The organism is uncultured Treponema sp. (genome assembly GCF_945873775.1).
In the GTDB taxonomy this organism is placed as follows: Bacteria; Spirochaetota; Spirochaetia; order Treponematales; family Treponemataceae; genus Treponema_D.
Window position 1 is genome coordinate 115,513 of sequence record NZ_CAMCEC010000001.1, and the last position, 26,214, is coordinate 141,726.

At 41.5% G+C, this 26,214-nt stretch carries 25 protein-coding genes; 2 read left to right on the forward strand and 23 right to left on the reverse strand.

Annotated elements, in window-relative coordinates; translation table 11 throughout:
* Positions 1-8: 8 nt before the first annotated feature.
* From Q0N70_RS00510 to secG, 12 genes are all read right to left on the reverse strand, one after another.
* Positions 9-506, reverse strand: a complete 498-nt coding sequence (locus Q0N70_RS00510) for a universal stress protein (RefSeq protein ID WP_294012182.1) — start codon at positions 504-506, stop codon at positions 9-11.
* On the reverse strand, positions 503-1,126 hold the full coding sequence (locus tag Q0N70_RS00515; RefSeq protein WP_294012186.1) for a V-type ATP synthase subunit D: 624 nt from the start codon (positions 1,124-1,126) through the stop codon (positions 503-505). The genes Q0N70_RS00510 and Q0N70_RS00515 overlap by 4 nt, the downstream gene beginning before the upstream one ends.
* A gap of 2 nt (positions 1,127-1,128) precedes the next feature.
* Positions 1,129-2,514 (reverse strand): V-type ATP synthase subunit B, encoded by a 1,386-nt coding sequence (locus tag Q0N70_RS00520; RefSeq protein WP_013701799.1) that lies wholly within the window; start codon positions 2,512-2,514, stop codon positions 1,129-1,131.
* Positions 2,511-4,301: a V-type ATP synthase subunit A gene (locus Q0N70_RS00525; RefSeq protein WP_294012191.1), complete on the reverse strand. Its 1,791-nt coding sequence runs from the start codon at positions 4,299-4,301 to the stop codon at positions 2,511-2,513. Before Q0N70_RS00525 ends, Q0N70_RS00520 begins: the two co-directional genes overlap by 4 nt.
* Positions 4,298-4,936, reverse strand: coding sequence for a hypothetical protein (locus tag Q0N70_RS00530; RefSeq protein ID WP_294012194.1), 639 nt, complete (start codon positions 4,934-4,936; stop codon positions 4,298-4,300). The genes Q0N70_RS00525 and Q0N70_RS00530 overlap by 4 nt, the downstream gene beginning before the upstream one ends.
* A 160-nt stretch (positions 4,937-5,096) precedes the next feature.
* On the reverse strand, positions 5,097-5,426 hold the full coding sequence (locus Q0N70_RS00535; RefSeq protein ID WP_013701802.1) for a V-type ATP synthase subunit F: 330 nt from the start codon (positions 5,424-5,426) through the stop codon (positions 5,097-5,099).
* A 75-nt stretch (positions 5,427-5,501) separates the two neighbouring features.
* On the reverse strand, positions 5,502-5,828 hold the full coding sequence (locus Q0N70_RS00540; protein WP_294012198.1) for an ATP synthase subunit C: 327 nt from the start codon (positions 5,826-5,828) through the stop codon (positions 5,502-5,504).
* Between the two features lie 61 nt (positions 5,829-5,889).
* Positions 5,890-7,878 carry a V-type ATPase 116kDa subunit family protein gene (locus Q0N70_RS00545; protein ID WP_294012201.1) on the reverse strand — a complete coding sequence of 663 codons (1,989 nt, stop codon included), beginning with the start codon at positions 7,876-7,878 and terminating at the stop codon, positions 5,890-5,892.
* Positions 7,871-8,902 (reverse strand): V-type ATPase subunit, encoded by a 1,032-nt coding sequence (locus tag Q0N70_RS00550; RefSeq protein WP_294012203.1) that lies wholly within the window; start codon positions 8,900-8,902, stop codon positions 7,871-7,873. Before Q0N70_RS00550 ends, Q0N70_RS00545 begins: the two co-directional genes overlap by 8 nt.
* A gap of 9 nt (positions 8,903-8,911) precedes the next feature.
* On the reverse strand, positions 8,912-9,220 hold the full coding sequence (locus tag Q0N70_RS00555; RefSeq protein ID WP_013701806.1) for a hypothetical protein: 309 nt from the start codon (positions 9,218-9,220) through the stop codon (positions 8,912-8,914).
* Between the two features lie 32 nt (positions 9,221-9,252).
* Positions 9,253-9,711 carry a PTS sugar transporter subunit IIA gene (locus tag Q0N70_RS00560; protein WP_013701807.1) on the reverse strand — a complete coding sequence of 153 codons (459 nt, stop codon included), beginning with the start codon at positions 9,709-9,711 and terminating at the stop codon, positions 9,253-9,255.
* Between the two features lie 41 nt (positions 9,712-9,752).
* Complete coding sequence (secG, locus tag Q0N70_RS00565) at positions 9,753-10,094, reverse strand: preprotein translocase subunit SecG (protein ID WP_294012207.1); 342 nt, start codon at positions 10,092-10,094, stop codon at positions 9,753-9,755.
* A 223-nt stretch (positions 10,095-10,317) separates the two neighbouring features.
* Between secG and Q0N70_RS00570 the strand changes: the two genes are divergently transcribed.
* Positions 10,318-11,631 carry an esterase-like activity of phytase family protein gene (locus Q0N70_RS00570; protein ID WP_294012209.1) on the forward strand — a complete coding sequence of 438 codons (1,314 nt, stop codon included), beginning with the start codon at positions 10,318-10,320 and terminating at the stop codon, positions 11,629-11,631.
* A gap of 71 nt (positions 11,632-11,702) precedes the next feature.
* Here Q0N70_RS00570 and Q0N70_RS00575 read toward each other — a convergent pair whose 3' ends face one another.
* On the reverse strand, positions 11,703-12,443 hold the full coding sequence (locus Q0N70_RS00575; protein WP_294012211.1) for a TatD family hydrolase: 741 nt from the start codon (positions 12,441-12,443) through the stop codon (positions 11,703-11,705).
* A gap of 122 nt (positions 12,444-12,565) precedes the next feature.
* Here Q0N70_RS00575 and Q0N70_RS00580 point away from each other — a divergent pair, with 122 nt between their 5' ends.
* Positions 12,566-12,787 (forward strand): hypothetical protein, encoded by a 222-nt coding sequence (locus Q0N70_RS00580; RefSeq protein ID WP_294012214.1) that lies wholly within the window; start codon positions 12,566-12,568, stop codon positions 12,785-12,787.
* Here the strand turns inward: Q0N70_RS00580 and miaA are convergent.
* From miaA to Q0N70_RS00630, 10 genes are all read right to left on the reverse strand, one after another.
* Positions 12,784-13,740 (reverse strand): tRNA (adenosine(37)-N6)-dimethylallyltransferase MiaA, encoded by a 957-nt coding sequence (gene miaA / locus Q0N70_RS00585; protein ID WP_294012217.1) that lies wholly within the window; start codon positions 13,738-13,740, stop codon positions 12,784-12,786. The two genes, Q0N70_RS00580 and miaA, sit on opposite strands and share 4 nt — an antisense overlap.
* Before the next feature lie 4 nt (positions 13,741-13,744).
* The gene (locus Q0N70_RS00590; protein ID WP_294012221.1) at positions 13,745-14,992 is read right to left on the reverse strand and encodes a class I SAM-dependent rRNA methyltransferase; all 1,248 of its coding nucleotides are present in this window, start codon (positions 14,990-14,992) and stop codon (positions 13,745-13,747) included.
* Positions 14,993-15,104: 112 nt separating this feature from the next.
* On the reverse strand, positions 15,105-16,376 hold the full coding sequence (gene pgk, locus Q0N70_RS00595; protein ID WP_294012223.1) for a phosphoglycerate kinase: 1,272 nt from the start codon (positions 16,374-16,376) through the stop codon (positions 15,105-15,107).
* A 94-nt stretch (positions 16,377-16,470) separates the two neighbouring features.
* Entirely contained in the window at positions 16,471-18,603 is a 2,133-nt protein-coding gene (locus tag Q0N70_RS00600; protein ID WP_294012225.1) for a tetratricopeptide repeat protein, read from the reverse strand.
* A gap of 27 nt (positions 18,604-18,630) precedes the next feature.
* Positions 18,631-19,413 (reverse strand): hemolysin family protein, encoded by a 783-nt coding sequence (locus Q0N70_RS00605; protein ID WP_294012227.1) that lies wholly within the window; start codon positions 19,411-19,413, stop codon positions 18,631-18,633.
* Between the two features lie 8 nt (positions 19,414-19,421).
* Complete coding sequence (gene ybeY / locus Q0N70_RS00610; protein WP_294012229.1) at positions 19,422-19,916, reverse strand: rRNA maturation RNase YbeY; 495 nt, start codon at positions 19,914-19,916, stop codon at positions 19,422-19,424.
* Positions 19,916-21,748, reverse strand: coding sequence for an HDIG domain-containing metalloprotein (locus Q0N70_RS00615; protein ID WP_294012232.1), 1,833 nt, complete (start codon positions 21,746-21,748; stop codon positions 19,916-19,918). Before Q0N70_RS00615 ends, ybeY begins: the two co-directional genes overlap by 1 nt.
* Entirely contained in the window at positions 21,729-22,661 is a 933-nt protein-coding gene (locus Q0N70_RS00620; protein ID WP_294012754.1) for a PhoH family protein, read from the reverse strand. Before Q0N70_RS00620 ends, Q0N70_RS00615 begins: the two co-directional genes overlap by 20 nt.
* Positions 22,662-22,730: 69 nt before the next feature.
* Complete coding sequence (locus tag Q0N70_RS00625) at positions 22,731-23,333, reverse strand: hypothetical protein (RefSeq protein ID WP_148228326.1); 603 nt, start codon at positions 23,331-23,333, stop codon at positions 22,731-22,733.
* Between the two features lie 57 nt (positions 23,334-23,390).
* A complete protein-coding gene (locus Q0N70_RS00630; protein WP_294012234.1) occupies positions 23,391-26,129 on the reverse strand; it encodes a valine--tRNA ligase in 2,739 nt (912 codons plus the stop codon).
* Positions 26,130-26,214: the final 85 nt, after the last annotated feature.

The window sequence follows — 26,214 nt, forward strand, 5'->3', positions numbered from 1 at the left end:
ATAAGAAATTAAACAAGCTTGAATTTCTGCTCAACATAAGGCTCGCGGACAACCATTACAGAACAGTGCGCACTTCCAATTATTTCGCTGTCTTGAGAAGAAATCACATCGCGTGAAAGTGAAGAAAGATGGTCAAGGTTTTTTGCGCCGCCCAAAAGAATGAGATCAGCTTTAAATTCATCTGCGGCTGTAATAATTTCAGACCAAACTGCGCCTTTGCGGATTTCAGTTTCAATCTTTACACCTTTTGATTTTGCAAGGTCAGTCACGTAATCCAAATTTTTTTCGCTGTCAGATTCCAGGCTTTTTGCAATAGACTCGCCTTCCTGCGAAACCATAAATTTCTGCAAAGTAAGATACTTTATGGAAGCAGTGTCTACAACGCTCACAACTTTTACCGCGCACTTGTAAACTTTTGCCATAAGAATTGCGTACAAAACTGTATGAAGAGAAGAGCGGGAGCCATTGTAGCCAACCACAACCCGCTGAAAAAGAGGTTTTATCATTTTTCACCCTGCCTTTTTTTTAAAGACTTCATAACGAAAACATTGTCACGTTCCCGTTCCTCAAGAACACCTTCAATATACTTCACAGTTTCCTTGTCCTGCGGAATAACCGTTTTATCCAAAGCATTTACGCGCCGCTGGGTTTTCTTGACTTCAAGAGCAAGTCTCCAGGCGACAGTTCTTATGCTCGCCATTTTTGTAAGAAGTGTCAAAAGCTCAAAAAAATCCGCCATGACTTCATCACTGTCTGCAAAAGTTCCCATAAAAGAAGAAAACAATCTTCTCTGCGGAAGATTCACATCGATTGTTGTAAAAGACATTCCTGCAATGACAGCTGGCTTTTTTGTAATTTCAAAGTTGTAGTCAATTCCGTGCGCAATCCGCTCAACGCGGTCGCCGCCAACAGATACAAGCATTTTTTTCAGCGCAGGATAGGCTTTCTGAATGCACTTGTCAATCTGATTTTCCAGAAGCTTAACCTGCTCAACAATTCGCATAAGCTCCATTACAAGAATCTCACGCTTTTGCTCAAGCAAGTCATAGCCTTCAGTACTGATTGCCAGCTGCTCTTTTATTGCGAGAAGATTCGATTTTGTCGGAGCAATATTCAGTTTCGCCATAGTCAGTTCTCTAAAGCTTTCGGAAGATACTTATCAATCATCTCATTCTTGATTCTGTAAAGTTCTTCGCGCGGAAGAATACTTAGCATTTTCCAGCCCAAGTCAAGAGTCTGATCTATTGAGCGGTCTTCGTATTCGCCTTGGGTAAAGAATTTCGCTTCAAGCTCGTTTCCGAATTTCAAATAGCACTGGTCAAGCTCAGAAAGTTCCTCTTCACCAATAATTGAAGCAAGGTTTCGGATTGATTTTACTTTGCTGTAAGCGGCAAAAAGCTGGCTTGAAACAGGAGCGTGGTCTTCGCGGGTCATGCCTTCTCCAATTCCGTCCTTCATAAGGCGGCTTAAGCTAGGAAGCCCTGATACCGGCGGATACATTCCCTTCTGGCTCATTTCGCGGTCAAGAACAATCTGGCCTTCCGTAATATATCCTGTAAGGTCAGGAATCGGATGCGAAATATCATCATTCGGCATAGAAAGAATAGGAATCTGCGTAATTGAACCTGTGCTTCCCTGAATTTTTCCTGCGCGCTCATAAAGCTCAGCCAAATTTGAGTAAAGATAGCCCGGATAGCCTTTTCTTCCAGGAACTTCACCGCGTGTTGTTGAAATTTCACGCAAGGCTTCGCAATAGTTCGTCATGTCTGTCATAACAACAAGAACGTGCATATTGCATTCGTAAGCAAGATATTCAGCGGCAGTAAGAGCGCATCTCGGCGTAATAATACGTTCAATAGAAGGAGCATCAGCCAAAGACTGGAACATTACAACTTTTGACAAAACTCCAGATTCTTCAAAAGTATGCTTAAAGAACTGCGCAACATCGTATTTTATTCCCATTCCGGCAAAAACCATAACAAATTCTTCATTGCTATTAAGAATTTTAGCCTGGCGAATAATCTGTGCGGCAAGCTTGTTGTGTGGAAGTCCGTTTCCAGAGAAAATCGGAAGCTTTTGTCCGCGGATAAGCGTGTTCATTCCGTCAATTGAAGAAATTCCAGTCTGAATAAAATCGCGCGGATAAACACGGGCATAAGGATTTATCGGGTTTCCATTTACATTTACTTTTTTGTCTGAAATAATCTGCGGATAGCCGTCTATAGGCTCGCCAAGTCCGTTGAAAATGCGTCCAAGAAGTCCTTTTCCAACACGCAGCTCCATCGGCTCTTCAAGGAATTCCACAGTTGTATTTTCCAAGTCAAGACCAGTCGTGCTTCCGAAAATCTGAACAATCGCAGTTTTTTCATTCAAATCGATAATGCGTCCAGTCTTTTTTTCACCGTTTTTATCGCGGACATAAACAACTTCGTCATAAGATGAATTTTCACTGCGTTTTACAGCTACAATCGGTCCGTCAACAGAAGTCAATCCTGTATATTCAATTCCTTTCATAGTGCAACATCCTTGCGGTACATTCTTTCAAGTTCCGCCATCTGGTCATCAAGGTGATTTTGAATAGTTGTAAGCTCATCAAGCTTGTCGTTTGGAATTTCGCTTTTTGCCCTGATTATTTCATTGCGGACAGGAAGCTCGGTAACTTTCAAAAGCGGACATCCAGATTTTATAACTTTTAATGCTTTTTCATAGAAAGTCATCATAAGCAAAAGTATATTCACTTGTTTTTCCGGAACTGCATAAGCATCGATTGAATCAAACGCATTCTGCTGCAAAAATCCGTTTTTAATCATTTCACAGACAGTAAGAATAAGACGGTCGCTGTCCGGCAAAGCATCAGCTCCAATCAAGCGGACAATCTGCTGAAGACGCTGTTCACGTTTAAGCAAATCCAAAGCCTGAACACGGATTGCAGACCATCGAGGATCAAATTTGTCCCACCAGCCTTTAATTTCCGCGGCATATTCTGAATATGAATCAATCCAGCCAATAGCAGGATAATGGCGCGCATTTGCAAGTTCCCGATCCAATGCCCAGAAACAGCGGATAAAACGCTTTGTGTGCTGGGTTACAGGTTCAGAAAAGTCGCCGCCCGCAGGAGAAACAGCTCCAATAACAGAAACGGAGCCTTCCTTTCCGCAAAGAGAATTAACACGGCCGGCACGCTCGTAGAATTCAGCAAGGCGAGTTGGAAGATATGCAGGATAACCTTCTTCCGCAGGCATTTCCTCCATACGGCCAGAAAGCTCACGCAAAGCCTCCGCCCATCTTGAAGTCGAGTCCGCCATGATTGCAACGTGCATTCCCATGTCGCGGTAATATTCAGCAAGAGTGATTCCCGAATAAAGAGAAACTTCGCGCGCCGCAACCGGCATATTTGAAGTATTTGCAATCAAAATCGTGCGTTCCATAAGAGAACGTCCAGTACGCGGGTCAATCAAAGTCGGAAATTCTGTTAGAACGTCTGTCATTTCGTTTCCGCGCTCACCGCAGCCAATGTAGACAATCAAGTCGGCATCGCACCATTTTGCAATCGCGTGCTGGGTCATTGTTTTTCCAGTACCGAATCCGCCTGGAATCGCAGCAGTTCCACCCTTTGAAAGCGGAAAGAAAACGTCAATTACACGAAGACCTGTAACAAGCGGCTGGCTTACTTCAAGTTTTTGTGCAAAAGGGCGAGGCTTGCGCAAAGGCCAGTACTGGCTCATAGAAATATTTTCACCAAGCTCTGTAGTAGCAATTGTCTCATCAATTGTATAAGAGCCTTTTCCGGCAAAAGTCTTTAAAACACGTCCGCGGATTGTCGGAGGAACCATTATCTTGTGGACAATAGAACCAGTTTCCTGAACAGTTCCTAAAACCATTCCCGGAGCAATGGAAAGTCCTTCGCACATTTCTTTTCCGTCGGAAGGATGAACGGCAGGAATAAATTCCCATTTCTTTTTATTGTCGATAGGTTCTGTGCGCTGGCCAGGAAGCAGGAAAACTCCGCCGTCTTCATACATTTCTTTTAAAGGACGCTGAATTCCATCGTAAATTGTGCCTACAAGTCCAGGACCAAGCTTAAGTGAAAGAGGACGCTCGCTAGAAACAACCTGTTCGCCAACGTGCATTCCAGTAACGTCTTCGTAAACCTGAATTGTCGCTTTTCCTTCACTCTGACGGATTATTTCACCAATAAGCTTCTTTTCGCCAACATCAACAACATCGTAAAGTCCGCATTTTTCAAGACCTTCAGCATAGACTATAGGACCTGAAATTCGGGTTATTTTTCCAGTAATCATTCAGGCAACCTCCCGCCAAAAAGAGTCTGTGCAAGAACTCCTCTTTTTTCGTCCAAAATTTTCTTTATTTTTTCATCAAGCGTCAAACGGCAAGTAACAGAACCGTCCAAAGCCTTCAGTATAATTCCCTCTTTTAAATTGAATCCTTCAAGACTTTCGCGGGAAACAAGCTGAACATCTCCTGCCTCGCAAGAAGAAATATTCTGCGGAAAAACTTCTTTCAGCATAGATTCAGCGTCAGAAAGATTGAATCCAACAACAACCGCTGAAATTTTCTTTTCCTGAATTGCTTTTTTTGCACGCTCGCAAAGGCTTTTTATAACAAGAAGACGTTTTTTGTCTCCGATAGATTCAAAATATTTATCCATAGCTTCTATAATAGAGCCGTAAATATAAGAAACCAGATAACGCTGCTTTTCAAGAGGAAGCGACGCATTTATATTTTTTTCATAAACAGCAATTCCTTCCGCGGAGATTTTTTCTGCGTCTGACTTCGCCTTTTCAACGCGGTCTTGAACTCCGTCAATGAGCTGCTTTGCGCTTTCGTCTGCTTTTGCAAGAATTTTTTCTGCTTTTTTTACACTGTCAGAACGAATTTCTTTGTCCAGAACTTCCGTTGAACGTAATTCTTCCATAAAAAGTCTTCCTTGTATGGTTTCGGTATGAACCTTCCGCACAAAATGTTTAGTTTTATAAGCCCTAAAATTCAGAACAACTAGCAATTTTTCTGCTTTCTCAAAACCTTGCCTCTGGATTTTTTAGGTTTGCTTAAAATCCTAAATTGATGAATAAAAATTAAACTTGAATTCCAACAGCTTCCCGGATTGAATCAGTAAGAGTTTTTCTTCCCTGAATATGTCCCTGAAGCCCAGGAATTTCCACAATAAGAGGAGCCTTTCCGTGCATCTGCCAAGACTGAATTTCCTTGGACAGCATATCGGCTATGTCTTCCGTAAGAATGAGAACCTTTGGTATGTCGCCAACGGAGCCTACGGAAGAATTTTGTCCGGTTGCCTTGTTAAAAGCATCCAAAGCTTCCTGTCTGTTAGAAACAGCCTTGCCTTTTACGCCCGCAAGCATAAAGCCAAGAATCAGTTCCCGTTCTCCAATTACAAAATATTCCATGACTTTGCTTTTATGCCAGACTGAATTTTAAGCAGAAAGAACCTCCCAAAATTCAGCCTTTAGCAAAAAATTTTATTACATTATCATAATGAACAAAGCAACAAGGAATCCCCAAAGACAAATACCTTCAGCAAGACCTACGAAAGGAAGCGCCTTTCCTGAAAGCTCTGCGTTTTCGCTCATTGCGCCCATAGCAGCTGAACCAATTTTTCCAACAGCAGAACCGCCGCCAATACAAGCGATTCCAACAGCAAGTGCAGCAGCTACATATTTTATAGCTCCAGCATTAGAAGACGCCTGTTCTACAGCCTGCTCTTCAGGAACAGAAGAAGCCTGCGCAAAAACACCTGCAACAGCAACCAAAAGCATCATTGAGAGAGCAACCAAAAATTTCTTGTTCATAATAAAAACCTCTTGTTCTAAAAATTCTATAAATAAACTGCCAAAAGCAGCTGTCTACAAACTAAACTGTCTCTTTATAAACAAAAGAGAACGGCTTGAATTCCCGTCCTGTCTCGCTAAAGAATTTCGAGAAGAACTCGTAATACTGAAGGCGCACAACCTGAATTGCAACAATCATTCCTTCAAGAACTACAACAATAGCATTTCCCAGAACGGCTACAGCAATTCCGCCTGCGCCAGGGGCAAGCTCAACAAAAGTGTTGATAATGTATCCCAAAACTGCGTGGGCAAGAGCAAATGCGCCTACACGAACAAAGCTAACTGTATTTGAAAGATATGAAGAAATAACTTCGATAATTTCAACAACCGCGCCAATAACCGCGCTAAAAAGACCGTTTTCCAAAATAGGACGCTCACCGTCAACAAGTCTTTGGAATATTTCGGAGCAAGCAGTCAAAAACAGCGAAACAGATATTACAATCCAGTCATAAGCGGCAGGAGTATGCTTAAACAGCGCAACTCTAACCGCAAAGACAATCACGTACCAGAAGAAAACCGCGCCTGAAATTCCAGTTTTTCCAAACAACGCCTTTCCAATCCGGCGCAAAGAAAACTGGTTTATTATATTTATTACAAGTCCGCAGCTATTGATTATAAATCCTATTGAAATCGTAAAGCCAAAGAACGTAAACATTCTTGTTATAGAAGCCGGATCGCTTGAAGGCATCATGTGCAGAATTGGAGCGCGCGGAGTTCCAAAAAGTCCCGTAACCCACAAAGCAAACGGACGCAGCAAAGTTTCATTTGCAAAAAACTCGCCGGTAAGAAGTCCCATAATCGTGCTGCTCACTCCTATGCAACAGAAAATTCCACCGAATTTTTCCCATCCTGAAATCTTGATTTTTTTAAGGCAGCAAAGAATTCCTATTATAAGGAAGCACAATCCCTGGCCTGCGTCTCCAAACATAATTCCAAAAAGAACCGTAAAGAACAAAGCCACAAACGGAGTCGGGTCAACAGTTCCGTACAAAGGCGAACCGTAACTGAAAATCATGCGCTCAAAGTTAGAAACAATTTTTCCATGCTTAACCTGAACTGGAACTTTTTCCTGCCCAGAAACAACAGAAGGAACTTCGGTTGGCAAAAATTCACGGATTCCAGCGCGGCTTTGTGTAAGCTCGTCCAAATCCTTCATTACTTTTCTAATAAGATAAGCCGGAATCCAACCTGTTATTCTGTATACAAATTCCGTGGATTCAAGAGAATTTTCCACAGAATAAATTTGGCTTCCAATTGAATAAATCTGCAAAAGCCTGTAAAGCTCATCCTTATGAGTTTCCGCAAAATTACGGCGTTCAGTCTGAATTTCCTCAAGGGCAGCGGCGGCTTCAGTTTTATTCCGCTCCAAAGTAAGCAGAACTTCATCTGGAATTCCCTTAAAATCTTTTGGAACCTGAAGCTCTGTAAATCCTGCCTCCTTAAGCTCCCCGTCCAATGCAAAGCGGGCTTTTTTTGACGAAGCCGCAAGAATTCTTGAATCATCATCGCCAAGCCTTACAATAATTCCACGTGAGCCAAGCCGGGCCTTTAAATCATCAATTTTTTCAGGATCTATTTTTCCGATTCGCAAAGTAAGAAAAGAAAGCGACTCAAGGTCCGAATAAGAAACTTTCAAATTTGCAAAAGCCAAAGCTTCTCTATATGCGGAAACAGCTCTTTTTTCCTCGTCAACGGCAGTAAGCTCTTTTTTGTGAATATCTTCAACTGAATCAATAATTTTTGTCGCGCTTTCAAAATCTGCGTCAGAAGGAAGCGGAACAGAACCTTTGTATCCGTCCAAGTCAGGCAAATCCAAAGCCGCCCTAACCTGCTGAAGCCGCTCAAAAACGGAAGCGTCAGGATTAAGCCTTTTTGCAGAATCGGAAGAATCAGAGGCAAATTCCTGCTGGAACTGAAATTCGCCCAGCTCGCCAAGGTATTTAAGAACAGAATGTATGTCTTCCCGCAAAACCATAAGCTCAATAAGACGCATTGTGGTTGTTCTAGCCATTTATTACCTCCAAGGCTCCAGTCATCTGCATAGCCTGCGATGAGTCAATGCTAAGCCGCAGACTTTCAGAAGCCGTGCGGATATTGTCAAGTTCGTTTCTTTTTATGATAAACCAGCAGACAATCGAGCAAGCCGTAAACGGATATTTATGGAAAAGTTTGTACGCTTTTTTTACATAAAGACTTTTATATGAGTTTGAAATCCATCTAGGATCTATTGTCCATATAACGCCTTCTTCATGCGGATTCAAAAGCCTGCTATATTTCCAGTTTTTCCAGGCATCGTAATTGTCCAGTTCCCAGTCCAGCGTTCTTATAGCTTCATAGGCAAGCGGATCTGAACTTTCCTTTTTTTCTGATGAATATGCCAAAAGCGGAATAATTTCTTCTTTTTGCATTTTATAGTAAAAACGAAGCCGGATTGCCCAGACAATATTGTCTATTCTGATTTTTTCACCAATCAGCTTAAGAATTTCTTCCCTGCAAGACGAATGAACCTGCTTAGCGGCATTCCAAATCGACATAATATAATGGCAGTCAAGCTTGTAATTCGCCAAATGCTGCTCGGAAACAGGAGGAATATTATTGTACCAAGAAAGCGGTCCGCCAAAAGTAATCGAAGCAATGTCCGGCCATTTATCGTAATTTATTATATTGAAAGGAGTTATTTTTTGAATATCAGGAATTTTCTTTTCTCCAAGTGAAAGAGAAGCTGAAATGTCCTTTAAATTCTCATAGTCAAAACTTCTAAGCAAAGTTAAAACAATGCCGTCCGGCTCTGAATAGTTTCCGACAAGTTTTTTGTAATCGTAAATAAAACGTTCAAAGGCTTCCTGCTCCAAGGCATGGGCTAAAAGAGTTTCTGGAACAACAGGAACTTCTTTCTTGAACAAAAAAGCCCATAATTCCTGCAATGTGTGAAAAGAAAACAACTGCCTTGCGCGTTCCCCGACATAAGAGCGGGCAAGCATACCGCTGGCTTTTGCATAAACATAAGAATCAGCGGCGGACTTATCCATTGCCATATCGCTCTCCTATGAAAAAAGAATTTTATCCATAAGAGCGTTAAAAGACGAATAATCCTTTTCGCTTGAATTCAAATTCTGTTTATAAGATTCTAGGTCTGCGGAATGCTTTTTTTCTATAGCGGATTTTGTATCTTTTTCTTTCTGCTCAATTTCTGAAACGACAGAGGAATACTTGGTCTTGAATTCAGATTCAGCCTGAGCGCGTGCAGCTGCAATTTTTTCATCTGCCCTTTTTTGCGCGTCAAGCACTGTTGTAGAAGCTTCTTTTTCTACATCAAGAAGATGTGTAATAATATCAATTTCTTCAGCAGCCATTATGTACTCCAAACAAAAGTTTTACACTTACTCTATTGAGATTCAGCCTCACACAAAGCATCGAAGACTTCCTGCGGTGAAGTTTTTTCAAAAAGTTTTGTTATAAACAGAGGATCTTGCAGAACAACGGCAAGCTCTTTTAAAATCTCAAGAAGAAGATTGTTGTCATTCGGACCGCACAAAAGCATAAATACAAGGTTTACAGGAGAACCGTCCAAAGCGTCATAATCAATACCTTTGCGGCTTATTCCTATTGCTCCGACACAGCCTTTTACAGAACTGCAAATTCCATGCGGAACAGCAACACCATGCATTATGCCAGTGCTCATCTGAGCTTCACGTGCATGAAGAACTGCAAGCGCATCGTCCCTGCCTACTTCCGGATGTTCAGAATGGATAACTTGCACCATTTCCTCAAAAAGCTCGTCTTTATCTTCGCTTTCAAGGTTTACAATTATGCTTTTAGGAGAGAATATTTTTGCAAAAACCATATTACCATCCTTAACAATAGAGCCGCCAAAAACAAGCAGCTTTATTTTTCAGCCGGGCTAAGCTCCTCCTGAAGCCAGCTTCCGTTATCCTCAGAAGAAGTCTTTTCTCCCTGAATTTCCTTTACAGTGGAAGACAAGTCTTCTTTTGCAGGAGCTTTGTTCAAAAGTGAAATTCCAAAAGCAGTTACAAAGAACAATGCGGCAAGAACACCAGTTGTCTTTGTAAGAACACTCGCTGAGCGGGCGCCAAAAGCTGTAGACTGTCCGCCGCCAAAAGCGCTTCCCATGCCATTATTTTCTTCATTCTGAACAAGAACAAGAAGAACTAAAAGCACACAAATAATTACAAACGCAATGAGAAGGATTGTTTTTAAAACAGCCATTTTTTACTCCAAACACCGGACATTCCCGGTAAAATTCATTTTTAGTCTCATTATAATAATGAAATATTTCCGTTAGGTCAATTAAGAATCATAAAAACAATAGATTCCACGCAGCAAGGTTGAATCAGCCATTAAAGGAAATTATTCCTAATCTAACGATTTCTTAATCAGGATTTTACAAAGTGAATTTAATTTTTTTCCAGATTAAATCAAAGAGGTTTCTATGAAAAGACAATTATTTTATGCGTTGGCTGCAACGGCCGCATTATTGCTGATTTCCTGCGCTTCAACATCAAAGGCGGGAACAACTGCAAATTCAGCGTTTGAAAAAGTCGGCTTGAACGGAAGCAAAGTTCCTTACACTGTTCTTGCAAAAACATCAGACGGCGTGGAAATTCAAAACGGAGGATACGGCTCAGATGCGTGCGCTCATCCAACAGATTCAAATCTTTTCTATTTACTTACAGACCGCGGTCCGAACATCGACTTTAAGGGAAGCAACGGAAAAGGAAAAATGTTCCCTATTCCTTCTTATGCGCCAAGAATCGGGCTTTTTAAGATGAACGAGGACGGCTCGGTTTCGCTTGTAAAAGAAATTACGCTGAAAACTCCGGACGGAAAAGACATAACAGGGCTTCCAAATCCAGATGGAAAAGGCGCGACTGGAGAAATTGCCTATGACCTTGACGGAAACATTCTTGGAACAGACGAATATGGACTGGACAGCGAAGGAATTGTTGCAATGAAAGACGGAACTTTCTGGATTTCTGATGAATACGGTCCTCACATTGTTCATTACGATGCGGACGGAAAGCAGATTGAAAGAATAAGCCCGTTTGGAATGGACACAGGAAAAAGACACCTTCCGGCAGTTCTTGCGCGCCGCCGTGCAAACCGCGGAATGGAAGGTCTTTCAGTAACACCGGACGGAACAACTTTGGTTGGAATTATGCAGTCAACATTGTTCAATCCTTCAAAAAAAGAAATCAAAAACAATCAGCTTGTGCGCATTGTAACTTTTGACATTAAAACTGGCAGCACAAAGCAGTACGCATATATTCAGAACAAGGAGACAGATTCCACCTGCGGAATTACGGCTCTTTCAAGCACAGAATTTGTTGTAATTGAACGCGACGGAAAGTTTTCTGGCGAGAAGGAAGCGCATAAGTATCTTTTCAAAATCGACATTAAAGACGCGACCGACATAACAGGAGAAAATCCTGAATCGAAAGAAGGACTTTTGATAAACGGAAAAACTCTTGAGCAGTGCAGCACAGATGAAATCGAGGCCGCTGGAATCAAGCCTGTAAAAAAAGAATTCCTTGTTGACCTTGTGGAATATCTTCCGAACAAATATCCCCACGACAAGCTTGAAGGCCTTTGGATTTTGGACAGCAGCACAATCGCCGTGGCGAACGACAATGACTTTGCAATCAATGTTGAAAACAACCAGCTTGTGCAGAAAATACTTCCAGGCACAACAAGCATTGATGACGATGTGATTTATGTAATAAAGATTCCAAAAAGTCTAAAATAGAAAAGTTTGCAACAAAAAAGGAGCTAGCTATAAAAAATAGTTCAGTTCCTTTTTATTAGATTAGAAGATTTTTAGGAACAATTTATTTCTGCAACGTTAAACACATTAAAGAAATTTTTCAGCACGCAATTTTCAAGTTCTTCCATATTCATGCTGCGGAATTCGCAAGTCTTTTCGTAAACCTGCTTGATTTGAAGCGGGGAAGTTTTTTCTTCTCCTTTTAAAGTCTGATACGGAGCGTCGGTTTCTAAAAGAATTCTTTCTAGCGGAAGTTCTTTTACACAGCCAATTGATTTTTTGTTTCCGTTGAGCAAAGGCTTTCCAAAAGAAAAATATGCGTTTATTCTGTGGTTCAAAATTGAAACGGCATCTCTTGCAGTAAAAGCGAATGAATGGAAAACAACCGAAGCGCATTTTTTTAGAGCAGAAGAATAATAAAACGCAAGATCCAATGCCTTTCTGTCGTGAATTACAAGAGGTACTTTATGCTCCGTGGCAAGTTCAAGGCACACTTCAAATGCTTTTTTCTGCTGAGCTGCGCAAGATTTTAGTTCCGGCGTAAAAAAATCAAAACCTGTTTCTCCAACTGCAACAATTCTTTTTTTAATCAAAAGGCTTTCTAAAAAATCAACATTTTCAAGCAAAGGCTTCTGCGGATGAAGACCAAATGCGCATAAAACTTTTCCGCTGCTTTTTGAAGCAATTTCTTCCTGAATAAAAAATTCTTCTTTTGAATGAGCGCATGAACAGCAAAAATGCGCCGGAACAAAATTTTCACATTCAGCAATATGCAAATGGGAATCGCAAAGCATTAAAGCCTCCAGATAAATAAAAAGCTAAACACATTCATTAAAAAACCGAAAATATAATAAGGCTAAGGAATTTTTCCATATTCAAGCAGCATTGCTTATAATACTAAAGCGAGGTGCAATTTATGGCATACTACACACTTAAAACCATAGCAAAGACAAATGACTACATGGCAGTTCTAAGAGAAACAGAAGACGGATACGTTGTGCGCATTGTAAGAGACAAAGACGGCTACGATGAAATAACAACAGACTTCATTTCCCGCACATTGTTCGAATCCTGCCTTAGAACCGGCTATCTTACAAAAATTGAAGAGCCAGCCGTAAAGATGGCAGTAAACGCCTAAGCTTCCGGCACATACTTTTCAATCAATTCAACAGCAGCCAAATACCTAGCTTCCTTGCTTGTTTCGCGGGGAAGCCAATGTATTTTTACGCCTTTACGCTCCATTCCGCGGAACCAAGTTTCTTGACGTTTTGCAAAATGACGTATAGAAGCGCACAGCTGTTTTTCCATTTCTTCTTTTGAACTAATTTTTCCTTCCAAATAGAAACTTACAAATCTGTACTCAAGCCCAAGTTTTTCAAGGCGTTCCCAAGAAAACTGCTTGTGAAGATTTTCAACTTCCTCAATCATGCCTTCTTGAATTCTTTGGCGCAGGCGGATTTCAATATTTTTGTAAAGCTCATCTCTGTCCAATGTTGTGCCAAGTACAAGAGGCTCAATTTTTGGGCGGCTCAAAAGTTCGCTTCTTGCCTTTATTCCTTCAGGGCTTGTCTTAAAAAGCTCAATCTGCAAAGCCTTTACCACACGTTCCTTTATAGCAAGATCGCTTTTGTTGTGCAGTTCAGGCTTAAGAGACAAAAGCATAGCTCCAAGTTCTTCAAGTGATTTTTTTTCAAGCTCTTCTTTCTGCTCAAGATTTTCTGGAACTGTAAGAAGATCATAGCCACGCACAACAGAGTCAAGATACATTCCTGTTCCGCCCGCCACAAATGCAAACTTTCCCTGTGCCTTAAGAGAATTGAATGTTCTATAAAAATCCTGCTGAAAACAAAACACGTTGTATTCAGAGTCCAAAGTTGCAATGTCTATAAGATGATATGGAATCTGCCTTCCGTTTATAGAATATTCAGATAAATCTTTTCCGCTTCCAAGATCAAGACCTTTATACACTTGCCTTGAATCCGCGGAAATTATGTCCCAGCCGAATCTGTCTGCAAGGCGCACCGCAATGGCAGTTTTTCCCACGGCGGTAGGTCCAAGCAGAACAACGCAGTTTACATTTTTTTCCTGCATCAAATTAAATCACCCGGCACACGGCGCACTTAAGATATTCACTCTTAGGATAGCCCAAAAGAATTGGATGGTCAGGAGCTGCTCCAAGTTTTTCCAAAACCTGAACACGCTTGTGGCTGTCCATCGCTGAATGCATGAGCATTGAATAAAATGTATTTTCATCAAAATAATGGGAGCAAGAGCATGAAACAAGGATTCCGCCTTCATTAAGAATTCTCATGGCGCGCAAATTTATTTCCTTGTATCCGCCGTAAGCCTTTTCAATTTTTCCAGCTTTCTTGGTAAATGCCGGAGGATCAAGAATAATCACATCGAACTTTTCGCCGCTAGATTCATACTGCTTAAGAAGATCAAACACATCAGCGCAAACAGCCTTCATCTTGTCTTCAGCACCATTAAGCGCAATATTTTTTTCAACCATGTCCACGGCTTCTTGCGAAATGTCCACGCTTATAACTTCACGTGCGCCGGCTTTTACGGCATTAAGACCAAAAGCTCCTGTATGTGTAAAAGTGTCCAGAACTTTTTTTCCGTGGCAGAACTTTTTAATTTTTTCCCTGTTGAATTTCTGGTCAAGAAAGTAGCCAGTTTTTTGTCCGCGGGCAATGTCAACAAGCAAAAGAACTCCGTTTTCTTCTATTTCAATTATTTCCTGCCCAGATTTTCCAATCCAGCCGGATTTTTCTTCAAGGCCTTCTTTTTCACGCACAGCCGCATCGCTTCTTTCATAAATAAAATCAGGCTTTACAAAATCTTTGAGCGCGCCAAGAATTTCATCTCTGAACTTTTCACAAGCAAGAGCCAGAAACTGAACTACAAGATACACTTTGCCTTTTGAAACATATTTTTCCACAATAAGCCCAGGAATAAAATCTGCCTCGCCAAAAACAAGACGGCAGCTGTCATCGCTTTTAAAGCTAAGATTCCGGACATTTACAGCGTCCCGAATTTTCTTTGCCCAAAATCCTTTCATGTCTTCCAAAATTTTATCCGCGTGCAAGGAAGAAATCATGCGCACAGTAATCTTTGACTTTTTGTTTATCACGCCGCTGCCAAGAAATCCTCCGGCATTAGAGCAGACTTCGACAATAGTTCCGTCCTCCACAGCGCATTCTTCAAGAGATGAAGTTTTCATTCCTTCATCAAGCGGAAACTTTACAGTTGAAATTTCATTATCGTACACCCACGGAAATCCCTGAGAAATCTCACGGTCTTCTTTAGGCTTTAACATAATTCTTACAGTTTTATTCATTTTTAATGTTCCTTAAAAAAAAGCCCTGCGGCTTGCGCAGAGCTTTTCTTTTTCTGCCGGATTCCCCTGTCAGGCAGGAGAATGACATTTTGTTTTAAACGGAATTCCGCAATTATTTTGTAGCCAAGATCGCGATTCCAGGAAGTGTTTTTCCTTCGAGGAGTTCGAGGGAAGCGCCGCCGCCTGTTGAAACGTGGCTCATCTTGTCCGCAAGGTGGAACTTGTTTACAGCGGCAACAGAATCTCCGCCGCCAACAACTGTCATTGCACCGCGTCCTGTAGCTTCCGCAACAAGATGTGCGACTGCTTCAGTTCCCTTTGCGAATGCGTCGAATTCAAATACTCCGACAGGTCCGTTCCAGACGATTGACTTTGCCTCGCCGATTGCTTTCTTGTATTCCTCGACAGTTTTAGGTCCGACGTCCATCGCCATAAGGTCAGCAGGAATATCAACTCCGTCAACTGCGACAGGTTTAGCGTCCGCGCTGAATTCAGTTGCTCCAATGTGGTCAACAGGAAGAAGAATCTTTACGCCCTTTGCGTCAGCGTCTGCAAGAAGCTTCTTTGCTGTGTCGATAAAGTCGTCCTCAACAAGAGATTTTCCTACATTGTGTCCCTGGGCCTTGAGGAATGTGTATGCCATTCCGCCGCCGATTACGAGATACTTCGCGTTCTTGAGAAGAGATTCCAAAACGGCAATCTTTGAAGAAACCTTTGCGCCGCCGATAATGGCAACCATAGGCTTCGGAGGATTTGTAACCATCGGCTCAAGATATTTCACTTCTTTTTCCATGAGGAATCCGCCGACCGGCTGCTCTTTCATGAATTTTGCGATTGTCGCTGTTGAAGCCTGATCGCGGTGAGCTGTTCCGAAAGCGTCGTTTACAAAGATGTCGCCGTAAGTTGCAAGCTCTTTTGCCATTGTCTCGCGCTCAGCTGTATCTTTTGAAGTCTCTTCCTTGTGGAAGCGCACGTTCTCAAGCATTGCGACTGCTCCGTCAGGAAGAGCGTCGATTGCGGCTTTCTGTCCGAGTGCGTCAGGAAGGAATGTAACTTCTTTTCCGAGCTTTTCAGAAAAATATTTTACGACTGGAGCCATGCGGTTCTTGCCGTTGATGAATTTTTCTGAATCTGCTTCAGTCCAAGTCTTTCCGGCTTTCTCAGCCTTTTCCTGCGCCTTCTTCACGTCCTTTTTAGGATCTCCGAGGTGGCTCATCAGAACGAGCGAGCGCGGATTCTGCTCAAGAATATATTTGATTGTAGGAAGAGCCGCCATGATACGTGTGTCGTCCTGAACAACTCCGTCCTTCATAGGAACGTTGAAATCAACGCGCATGATAATGCGTTTGCCTTTAAGATCAACATCTTTTACTGTCTTAATCATATAAAATATCCTCCATGGAATTTTGTACTTAGGTTGCAAAAATAATATAACAAATACGCAATTGTTTCAACTTTTCAATATGAAGAAACTCATATTAAATAATCGTTCTTATCAAGTGAATCAAATCGTTTTCTCTTGAAGCAGGACGAAGCGATTCTTTTAGCGATTCAAGCTCCGCTTTTCTAGCTTCTTCTGTGGCAGGATCTCCGCTTGCATTTGCAGCCGGGCGGTTGTCCAGCGTAGAAGTTTCTTTTTCAGGATTCTTTGTAAGAACAATTTCATCGCCAACATTCAGAGTGTCATAAAATCCGTTTTTCTTATAAACGCCTTCTGAAATTTCCTCGTCCGCATTTTCAACTTTAAATGTTCCAAGAAAATCTTTTTTGTTATACGAAACTCCAGGACCCGAATCCTTTGTAATCACACTTCCCTTTCGAACAATATCAAATTCTGAATCTTTTGAAATGCCGTCATTTTTTCCAAGGTCAACAAGAAGCTGCCCATGAACATTTCGCAAAACTTTTCCGCGGATTGGAAGAATATCCAAAACTCCCTGCCGGAATCTCTGCAAAGCGCGCGCCATGCAATCGTTACCAGTTCTATAAACATGAACTTCGGAAGTCTTAGTTCCAGTTCTAGCCGAATAAATAATGGCATCAAGCGAATATGTGCGTTCAGTTTCAGAAGCAGTCAAAATAACAAAATAGTCGCGCCCGGAATTTCTTGCAAGCCGGAACGCCTCGCCATAGCCGCTAACAGGCTCAGACTGAACATCAACATAAGCGGAAGGAACTCCGTTAAATACATCTTTTGCAGCCAGCGCAGAAATTTCCTCCAAGTCGGCATGAAACAGCTGGACAGGCTTTTTTGTATAATAGATTCCAATATTCCACCTTGTCTTGTCCAAATAAAACGGCTCTACATTCCAGCGTGAAGCAATGTTGTTCCGCAAAAGACTTTCGTAAACTTCAATTGCGTCATCGTTCTTTATCTGCTCGCGCGTTCTTTTTGCCGCAGGAGAATTTTCATTTGTCTGAATTTCTGATTCTGCGGAAGTTTCATTTTCTTTTATGAATTTCAGCTGCTGAAGATAAAGTTCGTAGTGTCCGTCGCGCTCAAGCATATCGGCAAACGACTGCCTGATTTTACCGTTCAGCGGAGAAACAGAAAGCGCCTTTTGGTACTCGTAGCGTTCTGCAATTCCGTCAAAGTTGCGTCCATATTCTTCTGCCTTTGCCGAATGAAAAACAGCCCAAGTATTCCGCCTTGGATCTTCAATTGAAAGATAGCTTCCTGCAAGCTGCTCAAGGGCATTCCGCATAACTTCATCTTGCGGCGCAATTGAAAGTCCAGTTTCATAAGTTTCAATCGCATCTTCGTTTTTGCCAAGCTTTTGAAGTGAAAGACCTTTTAAATACCAGGAGTCAACTGAATCTCTGTTCCGCCCGATTCTAAAGTCGCAAATATCAATAACTTCGTTGTACCGTTTTTGCGCATAAAGAATTCCAGCCAAAAGAGAATAGGCTTTGTCAAAATTTCCATTTATAAGAACTGCGCTTCTTGCGCGCTGCTCTGCAGTTTTATAGTCACCGTTTTTTGCAGAAAGGTAAGCCGCCATATAATGAACTTCCGGCTCACCGCTATAAAAAGAAAGCGCCTGCCTTATATAGTTTTCAGAAACATCGCTCTTTCCCATTTCCGCGCTTACAAGAGCAAGACTTAAAAGAGCTTTTCTATTTGAAGCGTCGCGCTTTAAAGCATCCTGGTAGCGGCTTTCCGCAACGGTAAGACGACCGTCAAGCAAATCAAGCTCGGCAAGTCCGAACCTTGCGTTTACATCGTTTGGATATTTTTTTAAAATCTGATTGAAAACATCTTTTGCCTCGTTCACTCTTCCAAGCGAAATCAAAGACAAGCCTTTTAAATTTTGAATATCGCTGAAATTGCGCGCATATTTTGAAGCTTCGTCCGCATACTGAACAGAAAGATCATAGCTTCCAAGCGCGTAATGGCAAATCGCAAGATTATAAAGAGCGTCTCCGTACTGCGGATTCAGCAAAAGAGCTTCCTGGTAAAGGTCAACCGCGTCAAACCACCTGCTCTGCTGCTGAAGCTCCTGCGCCTGCTTAAAAAGCTCCAATGCGGATTTCTTCTGGGCGCATAACGGATATGCAAAAGTCAAAAGCAAAAAAGCAAGTGTAAAACTATGAAAAATATTTCTTTTCATTTTAACTCCGTGGAAACCTTGGAACAATCAGTCTTCTTTTTTCCGCATTATTTTTATTGTGTCAACCTTGTGTCCTTCCATTTCCTGAATAATAAAATCCCACTGATTCCATGAAATTTTTTCAAACTTTACAGGGATTTTTCCGAACAAGTCGAACACGAATCCGCCCAAAGTATCAAAGTTTTCTGTAGGAAAGTCCGAGCCGATTTCTTCGTTTAAAGTGTCAAGGTCAACACGCGCATCGCAAATCCAGGCATTTTCAGAAAGAGAAATTATGTCCTCATGCTCATTGTCAAATTCGTCCTGAATATCGCCAACAATTTCTTCTATAATATCTTCCATGCAGACAATTCCGGAAACTCCGCCGTACTCATCAATGCTTACCGCAATATGAACGTGCCGCCTTTTAAATTCGCGCAAAAGGCTGTCGATGTGCTTGCTTTCTGGAACAAAATAAGGCTTGCGGATTATTTTTTCCAAGTCAATCGGAAGCTTTTCCGCAAGAGTTTTTATCAAGTCCTTTACATAAAGAATTCCAACAACATTGTCTATTGAGCCGGAATAAACTGGAATGCGTGAATGTCCGCTTTCTGTAACTTTTTTTAGAAGCTCTTCTTCTGGAGTTTCCATTGAAATAAAATCAACATCGATTCTAGGAACCATAACTTCCTTTACAGTTGTTACTGCAAGCTCTTCAACTCCCTGAATCATGTCGTTTTTTTCTTCAGCTAAAATTTCCTGCTGGGCTTCTTCTGCGGCAGAGATTTTCTGGTCGTTTTTCTTTGAATTTTCTTTTTTAAGTCCAAACATACAATTTCCTATTTTTCAGTTTCTTCTATTAAAATTTCCTGCTCAAAATCTTTCATCAGTTTTTTTTGAAGAACAAGCATTTCGCATTTTGGCTCCACATTTTTTTCAACGTGCTCTTCTCCGTGGTCATATCCGTTCAAATGAAGAATTCCGTGGATTATAAGCCGCTTAAGCTCTTCGTTCTGGCTCACTTCAAAATACTCTGAATTCTTTGGCAAAGTGTCAACGCTTATCGCAATGTCGCCAGCCTGAAGCCACACAACATTGTCTTCGTCAGTGTATTTTTCGCCGTTTTCAAAACTCAAGACATCAGTGGGGCTATCTATATTTCGGTAAGTTTTATTTAAATACTGAATATATTCATCGGAGCAAAAAAGAATAGAAAATTCCTCACCGTCCCAGCCGCATTTCTGCATGACTTTTTGCGCGAAAGGCTCAATTTTTTCTATCCAGGCAGGAGAAGTTTTTCCGTCTTCCATGCCCACAAAAATTTGGTTTCCCATTACTTTTTTTCCTTTATAATTTTTTCAGCTTTGTCTTTTAAAGACTTCTTGGAATTTTTATCTTCCTTTACGCTTTTTTCTTTTTCTGTCTTTTCAGATTTTTTATCTTTTTCTTCGGAAGAAGAATTTTCCTGCTGGGCTTGCGCCTGAGGAGGAAGCGGAATCTGATGAACTTCGTTTGTGTCCGGGTCTTTCTGGTCAGGATATTTTGTGCGGCTGTGATAGTAGCCTGCAAGAATCTGAACAAAAGCATCATGAATTTTTGTAAGGTCGCTGAATGTAAGGTTGCAGTTTTCAAGCTGCTTGTGCTCAATTTTTCCGTAAATCAGAGTTGTTATAAATTTTTCAAGGCGCGGAACAGAAGGCTTTTCCAAACTGCGGCAGGCGGCTTCAACTGTATCGGCAAGCATAACAATTGCGCTTTCTCTTGTTGTAGGCGGATTTCCTGTGTAAGAATAATCTTCCGGGTTTGCATCCGGATCAATAGCTTTTGCTTCATTGTAAAAATATGCGATAACTTGATTTCCGTGGTGCTCGATTATTATGTCGATTATCTGCTTTGGAAGACGCAACGCACGTGCCTTTTCAACACCGCGCTTAACATGGCTTCTTATAATGCTCACAGAAAGCGACGGATTTATTTCCGTATGAATATTTTCTCCTGCAGTCTGATTTTCCACAAAGTACTCAGGATTATCAAGTTTTCCAATGTCGTGATAATATGCGCCGACTCTGGCAAGAAGAGGATTCGCTCCGACCTCATTGCACGCAGCTTCAGCAAGACTTGCGACCATAAGCGAATGATTGTAAGTTCCGCTAGCAGTAACAAGCATCTTTTTCATCGTAGGATTATTCAAGTCGCTCAAATCCATAAGACGGAAAAGAGAAGCCGTGTTCAGCAAAAGCTCCAGAGGCGTAAGAAGTCCAAGACAAAGAATGCCAGAAAAGAATCCGTTCAGGGCAACACCAACAATCGCGCCAAGCCCGTCATACAAAGAATCGCTGAAAATAATCTTGAAAATCATCAGGAAAACAACATTCAGCAAAGACTGAAGCACAGAAACAAAAACCATGTCAGTTCTTCTGTTGATTTTTCTTACAAGCCGCGCGGAAGCAAAAGAAGTTGAAAGCACAAACAAGAACGGAACAATCTGATAAGAAGACGCATTTAAAACTGAAAGTGAAATAATCAGCGAAAAGAAAACCGCATTGAGCTGCCCGAACAAAATCGCCACAAGAAACACGCATACAGAAGACGGAATAACAGCGCAGATTGCATAAGGAGACGCAAAGTAAACGGATTTAGAGCCAAAAATCACGGAGCTAAAAATTATAATGTAAAAGCAACACTCGGTAACAAGCTCCTTGAATTCTATCATCTTGGCTTTAAAATAAATTTTGCTGCAGCAGAAGAAAAGCAAGGCGCACATCAATATATGGTAAATTACAGAATTCGCAAAAGCGCGGTAATCCACATAAACGGCGGACTCCGACATTTTCTTTAGCTTTGCGTAGCCTTCTTCTGTAATTGGAAATCCTTTTCTTATGACTTTTTCGCCAGCCTGAACTTCAACAGGATTTTCATAGTCGGAAGGAAGCGACTTTACAGCTTTTATTGTAACATCAGAAATTTGCCCGATTTCATAGTCGTTTATATTAAAGGAAGAAACTGTAGAAGATGTGGAAATCTTTACAAAGACAAGTGCAACTGTAATAAGAAAAGTTGCAAAGGTCAAAATAACCATCGGATAATTCTTTTTAAGATATTTAAAAAAAGCTCCTGTTAAAACAGAAAAAAAAGTCTGTTTATTTTCATCTTTCTTCATTTTCATAAGCCTGTATAATTTTTTTAACCAACCCGTTTCTTACAACGTCTTCCGAAGTCAGCTCTGCAATCGAAATTCCTTCAACGCCTCTAAGAAGATTCAAGGCATGAAGAAAACCAGAAGGAGTCCTTTTGGGCAAGTCAACCTGCGAAGGATCTCCTGTTACAAAAACTTTAGAATTCTCTCCCATTCTAGTTAAAAACATTTTCATCTGCTCAGAAGTTGTGTTCTGGGCTTCATCAAGAATTATAACGCTATTGCTTAAAGTTCGTCCACGCATATAGGCAAGAGGCGCAATTTCTATTATACCGTTTTCTGTAAGTCTTTTTACAGTATCTGAAGGCAAAACCGCATTTATTGAATCAAACAGAGGCCTTATATACGGATTTATTTTATCCTGCAAATCTCCCGGAAGAAAACCAAGACTTTCGCCGGCTTCAACAACAGGACGCGTCAAAACTATGGAATTTACTTTGTGGGAAAGCAAAAGACGCAAAGCTTCCGCAACTGCAAGAAAAGTCTTTCCAGAGCCTGCAGGACCACTTGCAAAAACCAAATCAAAAGTACGCATCTTTAAAATCAATGAAGACTGGCCTTTTGTACGCGGAAAAACTTTTTTTGTTCCGCCCGGAATAGAAATAGACAAATCCAAAGCAGCGTCATTATTCAAGACAGACTGAATCAATTCTGAATCGGAAACATTTTGGCTTGCCGCAGAAAATTCATCAAGAATGCGGTCAACTGCAAAACGGAACTGCTGCTCAATGTAAGAATCTCCGCAGTCAATAGAAAGCTCGTTTCCTCTGGCAAAAACAGGAACTCCAAGAAAAGATTCCATGAGTTTTAAGTTGCTGTCATTTGTTCCGCAGATACGGGCAAGATAAGATGAATCGGGAACAATAATCGTATACGAGGGCACTGCGCAAAAATCTCCGTTCTCTATTTGAAGAATTGTACCATAAGAATTTGGAGAGCGCAAACAAAAGGACTACTCATCCCTTTCTTCTTTCCTGTCGAAATAGCCGGACTTTTCAAGATGCTCGCGGCGGCTTACAACAAGGCTTATAAGCTCCTGGTACATATTGAAATCAACTTCAACGGCAATAGGAAGAATAAAATATTCAGTTTCATCGCAATAGCGTTCAATAAATTCATTGCTCGTTACAAAGCCCAAACTTATCATATTGGAAATTCTATCGGCGCATTTTAGAATTTTTGCGCGCTGGCTTCCGTTGTCTATAATCGACTTTAAGTATTCGCTCTTTAGCTGCCCCGGTCTCTTTGTAACTTCTTTTACAAGCTCAAGAACTTCCGGGCCATCAGAATCTGCATTGCGGATAAGATTTTCATCAAACCCAGGAATATCTTCTATTGTATCATGCACGCAGCTTGCCTTCAAAAGGATATTGTCGATGTAGCCGTAGTCAATAAGAATGCTCATTGTGTCAAGCTGATGGCGGAACATATTTCCCCCTGCGAACCTTGCCTTGCCAATCAAAGCTGTGGCAATCTGCATATAAGGCGCAAGATAGATGTTCTTAAGCTGAAGCATGTGCTCGTTGTCCATCTGCTGTGGCTTTTCCACCGCCATTTCATATTTTCTTTTCATAAGAATCCTCCTGAAGGCAAATCTTTTGAAAAAGTTCCGCTACAAATTCTTCAAGTACGAATTAAGCTTTTCTATGCGGCGCTGGGCTTCTTCCATGCGGTTTCTTTCTTCCTGAACAACTTCAGCTGGAGCGTGCTCGGCAAATTTTCCGTTCAGCTTGTTTGTGCTTCTGCGGACATTTTCCGTTTCGTATTCGATGTCGCGGGTAAACTTCTGCCTTAGCTGCTCTTTGTTCACGCTTTCGTCAACCAAAAGGAACGCTTCGAATCCAGTACCGACTGCGCCAATTGATTTTTCAGGATTTGATTCCACAAAGTCAACCTTGCTGATTCCAGCCAAAAGGCAAACCATGTCAGTCTTTTCTTTTATTACTTCCGCGCTTGAGCCTTTGGAAATTTTTACTGCAATATGGAGTTTGCTTGCAGGATCGATTCCGCATTCAACACGAAGTCCGCGCAAAGTTCTGATAAGCTCCTTTAAAGTTTCAAAACGCTCTGTGATTTCTTTGTTCACGCGGCTTGATTTTTCATCTGGATACGGAGCTGTAACAAGAAGTCCTGTGTATTCATCGGAAGAAAGAATGTTCTGTTCTCCGGCTTTCTTGCGGTTTTCTACAATCTGAGCCAAAGGCAGCTTGGAATAAATTTCTTCTGTAACAAAAGGAATATACGGATGAAGCAGACGAAGGCTTTCTTCAAGAACATTCAGCAGAACAGAAACCGCGCGGTCTTTTTCGTGGTCATCGCCATTTTTAAACGAAAGTTTTGTGGCTTCAACATACCAGTCGCAGAAATCGTTCCAGAAATATTCATAGATTGCAGAAGCTCCGTCGTTGTAACGGTAGCCTTCAAAAGCAGCCCTTGCATTTTTTACGGCGTTGTCAAGACAAGTATAAATCCACTTGTCAAGCTCGTTAAGGTCTGAGTCAGCAACAGGAATAAGAGTTCTGCCTTCAAGATTGCCAAGAATATAGCGGCTTGCGTTCCATACTTTGTTGCAGAAGCGGCTTCCCATCTTGAAAGAATCCTTGTCTACAAGAACATCCTGCCCCTGGGCGCACATATAGCTCAAAGTGAATTTAAGAGCGTCTGCGCCGTAAAGGTCGATAATTTCAAGCGGGTCAATTCCGTTTCCAAGCGACTTGGACATTTTTCTGCCCTGCTTGTCGCGAACAAGTCCGTGAATGTAAATGTCATGGAACGGAGATTTTCCTGTGAATTCAAGACCAGCCATAATCATTCGGCTTACCCAGAAGAAAATAATATCGTAGGCTGTAACAAGAGCCGTTGTAGGATAGAATTGCTCAAGGTCTTCAGTTTTTTCAGGCCAGCCCAAAGTTGAGAACGGCCAAAGCCAAGAAGAGAACCAAGTGTCAAGAACATCAGGATCTTGATTTAGATGAGAAGAATCCGCGCCGCACTTAGGGCATTTTTTCGGGTCTTCACGGCTGACGATTGTTTCTCCGCAGTCGCAGTACCAAACAGGAATTCTGTGTCCCCACCAAAGCTGACGGCTTATACACCAGTCGCGGATATTTTCCATCCAGTGAGAGAATGTGTTTTCCCATTTGCGCGGATAAAAAACAAATTCCTCGTTCTTCCAGGCGGCAAGAGCCTTGTCTGCAAGCGGTTTCATTTTTACAAACCACTGGTCGCTTAAATACGGCTCTACGACAGTTGAACATCTGTAGCAATGTCCAACTGAATGCTTAATTTTTTCCTCGCCCTTGTAAAGTCCAAGCTCCTTTAAATCTTCTATAATAAGCTTGCGTGCTTCTGGGCATTTTAAGCCGCGGTATTTTTCCGGGCAGTTATTGTTTAATGTTCCGTCCGGATTTAAAATGTTTATAACTTCAAGATTATTTCTTTTTCCAACTTCCCAGTCGTTAGGGTCGTGCGCCGGAGTGATTTTTACCATCCCAGTTCCGAATTCCTTGTCAACATAAGGATCTGCAATCAAGTCGATTACACGGTCTGTAAGCGGAAGCTTGAGTTTTTTTCCAACGATAGACTTGTAACGCTCGTCCTCTGGATTTATAGCAACCGCAGTGTCGCCAAGCAAAGTTTCCGGGCGGGTTGTGGCGATTTCAATTTTTCCAGTGCCGTCCTCAAATTCATAGTAAATGTGATACATGAAGCCGTCTGTGTCTGTGTGCTCAACTTCATCATCAGCAAGAGCCGTTCCGCAGCGAGGACACCAGTTTACAAGATAATGACCTTTATAAATAAGACCGCGCTCATAAAGAGTGACAAAAACATTGCGCACAGCCTTAGAAAGACCTTCATCCATTGTAAAACGCTCGCGGTTCCAGTCAACGGAATTTCCAAGCTTGCGCTGCTGCTTAACAATTATGTTGTGATGGTCTTCTTTTACCTGCCAAGTGCGCTCAAGGAATTTTTCACGTCCAAGGTCATTGCGGGTCTTTCCTTCTTTTTTTAGCTGCTTTTCAACAACATTCTGTGTGGCAATTCCTGCATGGTCAGTTCCAGGAATCCAAAGAGTGTCGTCGCCTTTCATTCTGTGGTAGCGCACAACAATATCCTGCAATGTATTGTTCAGTCCATGTCCCATGTGAAGAACGCCTGTAACGTTTGGCGGAGGAATTACGACTGTATACTTTGAAACCGCTGATTTTTTAGACTTGTTCAAGTAACATTCATGCACAGGAGAATCCTTGTCGGACGCAGGCTTAAAACATCCTGTCTGAACCCATTCAGCATAAATTCTATCTTCAAAATCTTTTGGATTGTAGGATTTTTCAAGTTCAATAGCTTTCATCGTAACCTCTATCTACACACATATTTGCATAAAATCTTTTTTTATAAAGCAAAATTATAATATTTTTTTTTGATGTTTGCAATGA

What these genes read in the sequence shown, in the direction of transcription:
- Q0N70_RS00510 (WP_294012182.1), bottom strand. Translation starts at nt 506, where the DNA reads ATGATAAAACCTCTTTTTCAGCGGGTTGTGGTTGGCTACAATGGCTCC.
- Q0N70_RS00515 (WP_294012186.1), bottom strand. Translation starts at nt 1,126, where the DNA reads ATGGCGAAACTGAATATTGCTCCGACAAAATCGAATCTTCTCGCAATA.
- Q0N70_RS00520 (WP_013701799.1), bottom strand. Translation starts at nt 2,514, where the DNA reads ATGAAAGGAATTGAATATACAGGATTGACTTCTGTTGACGGACCGATT.
- Q0N70_RS00525 (WP_294012191.1), bottom strand. Translation starts at nt 4,301, where the DNA reads ATGATTACTGGAAAAATAACCCGAATTTCAGGTCCTATAGTCTATGCT.
- Q0N70_RS00530 (WP_294012194.1), bottom strand. Translation starts at nt 4,936, where the DNA reads ATGGAAGAATTACGTTCAACGGAAGTTCTGGACAAAGAAATTCGTTCT.
- Q0N70_RS00535 (WP_013701802.1), bottom strand. Translation starts at nt 5,426, where the DNA reads ATGGAATATTTTGTAATTGGAGAACGGGAACTGATTCTTGGCTTTATG.
- Q0N70_RS00540 (WP_294012198.1), bottom strand. Translation starts at nt 5,828, where the DNA reads ATGAACAAGAAATTTTTGGTTGCTCTCTCAATGATGCTTTTGGTTGCT.
- Q0N70_RS00545 (WP_294012201.1), bottom strand. Translation starts at nt 7,878, where the DNA reads ATGGCTAGAACAACCACAATGCGTCTTATTGAGCTTATGGTTTTGCGG.
- Q0N70_RS00550 (WP_294012203.1), bottom strand. Translation starts at nt 8,902, where the DNA reads ATGGCAATGGATAAGTCCGCCGCTGATTCTTATGTTTATGCAAAAGCC.
- Q0N70_RS00555 (WP_013701806.1), bottom strand. Translation starts at nt 9,220, where the DNA reads ATGGCTGCTGAAGAAATTGATATTATTACACATCTTCTTGATGTAGAA.
- Q0N70_RS00560 (WP_013701807.1), bottom strand. Translation starts at nt 9,711, where the DNA reads ATGGTTTTTGCAAAAATATTCTCTCCTAAAAGCATAATTGTAAACCTT.
- secG (WP_294012207.1), bottom strand. Translation starts at nt 10,094, where the DNA reads ATGGCTGTTTTAAAAACAATCCTTCTCATTGCGTTTGTAATTATTTGT.
- Q0N70_RS00570 (WP_294012209.1), top strand. Translation starts at nt 10,318, where the DNA reads ATGAAAAGACAATTATTTTATGCGTTGGCTGCAACGGCCGCATTATTG.
- Q0N70_RS00575 (WP_294012211.1), bottom strand. Translation starts at nt 12,443, where the DNA reads ATGCTTTGCGATTCCCATTTGCATATTGCTGAATGTGAAAATTTTGTT.
- Q0N70_RS00580 (WP_294012214.1), top strand. Translation starts at nt 12,566, where the DNA reads ATGGCATACTACACACTTAAAACCATAGCAAAGACAAATGACTACATG.
- miaA (WP_294012217.1), bottom strand. Translation starts at nt 13,740, where the DNA reads ATGCAGGAAAAAAATGTAAACTGCGTTGTTCTGCTTGGACCTACCGCC.
- Q0N70_RS00590 (WP_294012221.1), bottom strand. Translation starts at nt 14,992, where the DNA reads ATGAATAAAACTGTAAGAATTATGTTAAAGCCTAAAGAAGACCGTGAG.
- pgk (WP_294012223.1), bottom strand. Translation starts at nt 16,376, where the DNA reads ATGATTAAGACAGTAAAAGATGTTGATCTTAAAGGCAAACGCATTATC.
- Q0N70_RS00600 (WP_294012225.1), bottom strand. Translation starts at nt 18,603, where the DNA reads ATGAAAAGAAATATTTTTCATAGTTTTACACTTGCTTTTTTGCTTTTG.
- Q0N70_RS00605 (WP_294012227.1), bottom strand. Translation starts at nt 19,413, where the DNA reads ATGTTTGGACTTAAAAAAGAAAATTCAAAGAAAAACGACCAGAAAATC.
- ybeY (WP_294012229.1), bottom strand. Translation starts at nt 19,916, where the DNA reads ATGGGAAACCAAATTTTTGTGGGCATGGAAGACGGAAAAACTTCTCCT.
- Q0N70_RS00615 (WP_294012232.1), bottom strand. Translation starts at nt 21,748, where the DNA reads ATGAAAATGAAGAAAGATGAAAATAAACAGACTTTTTTTTCTGTTTTA.
- Q0N70_RS00625 (WP_148228326.1), bottom strand. Translation starts at nt 23,333, where the DNA reads ATGGCGGTGGAAAAGCCACAGCAGATGGACAACGAGCACATGCTTCAG.
- Q0N70_RS00630 (WP_294012234.1), bottom strand. Translation starts at nt 26,129, where the DNA reads ATGAAAGCTATTGAACTTGAAAAATCCTACAATCCAAAAGATTTTGAA.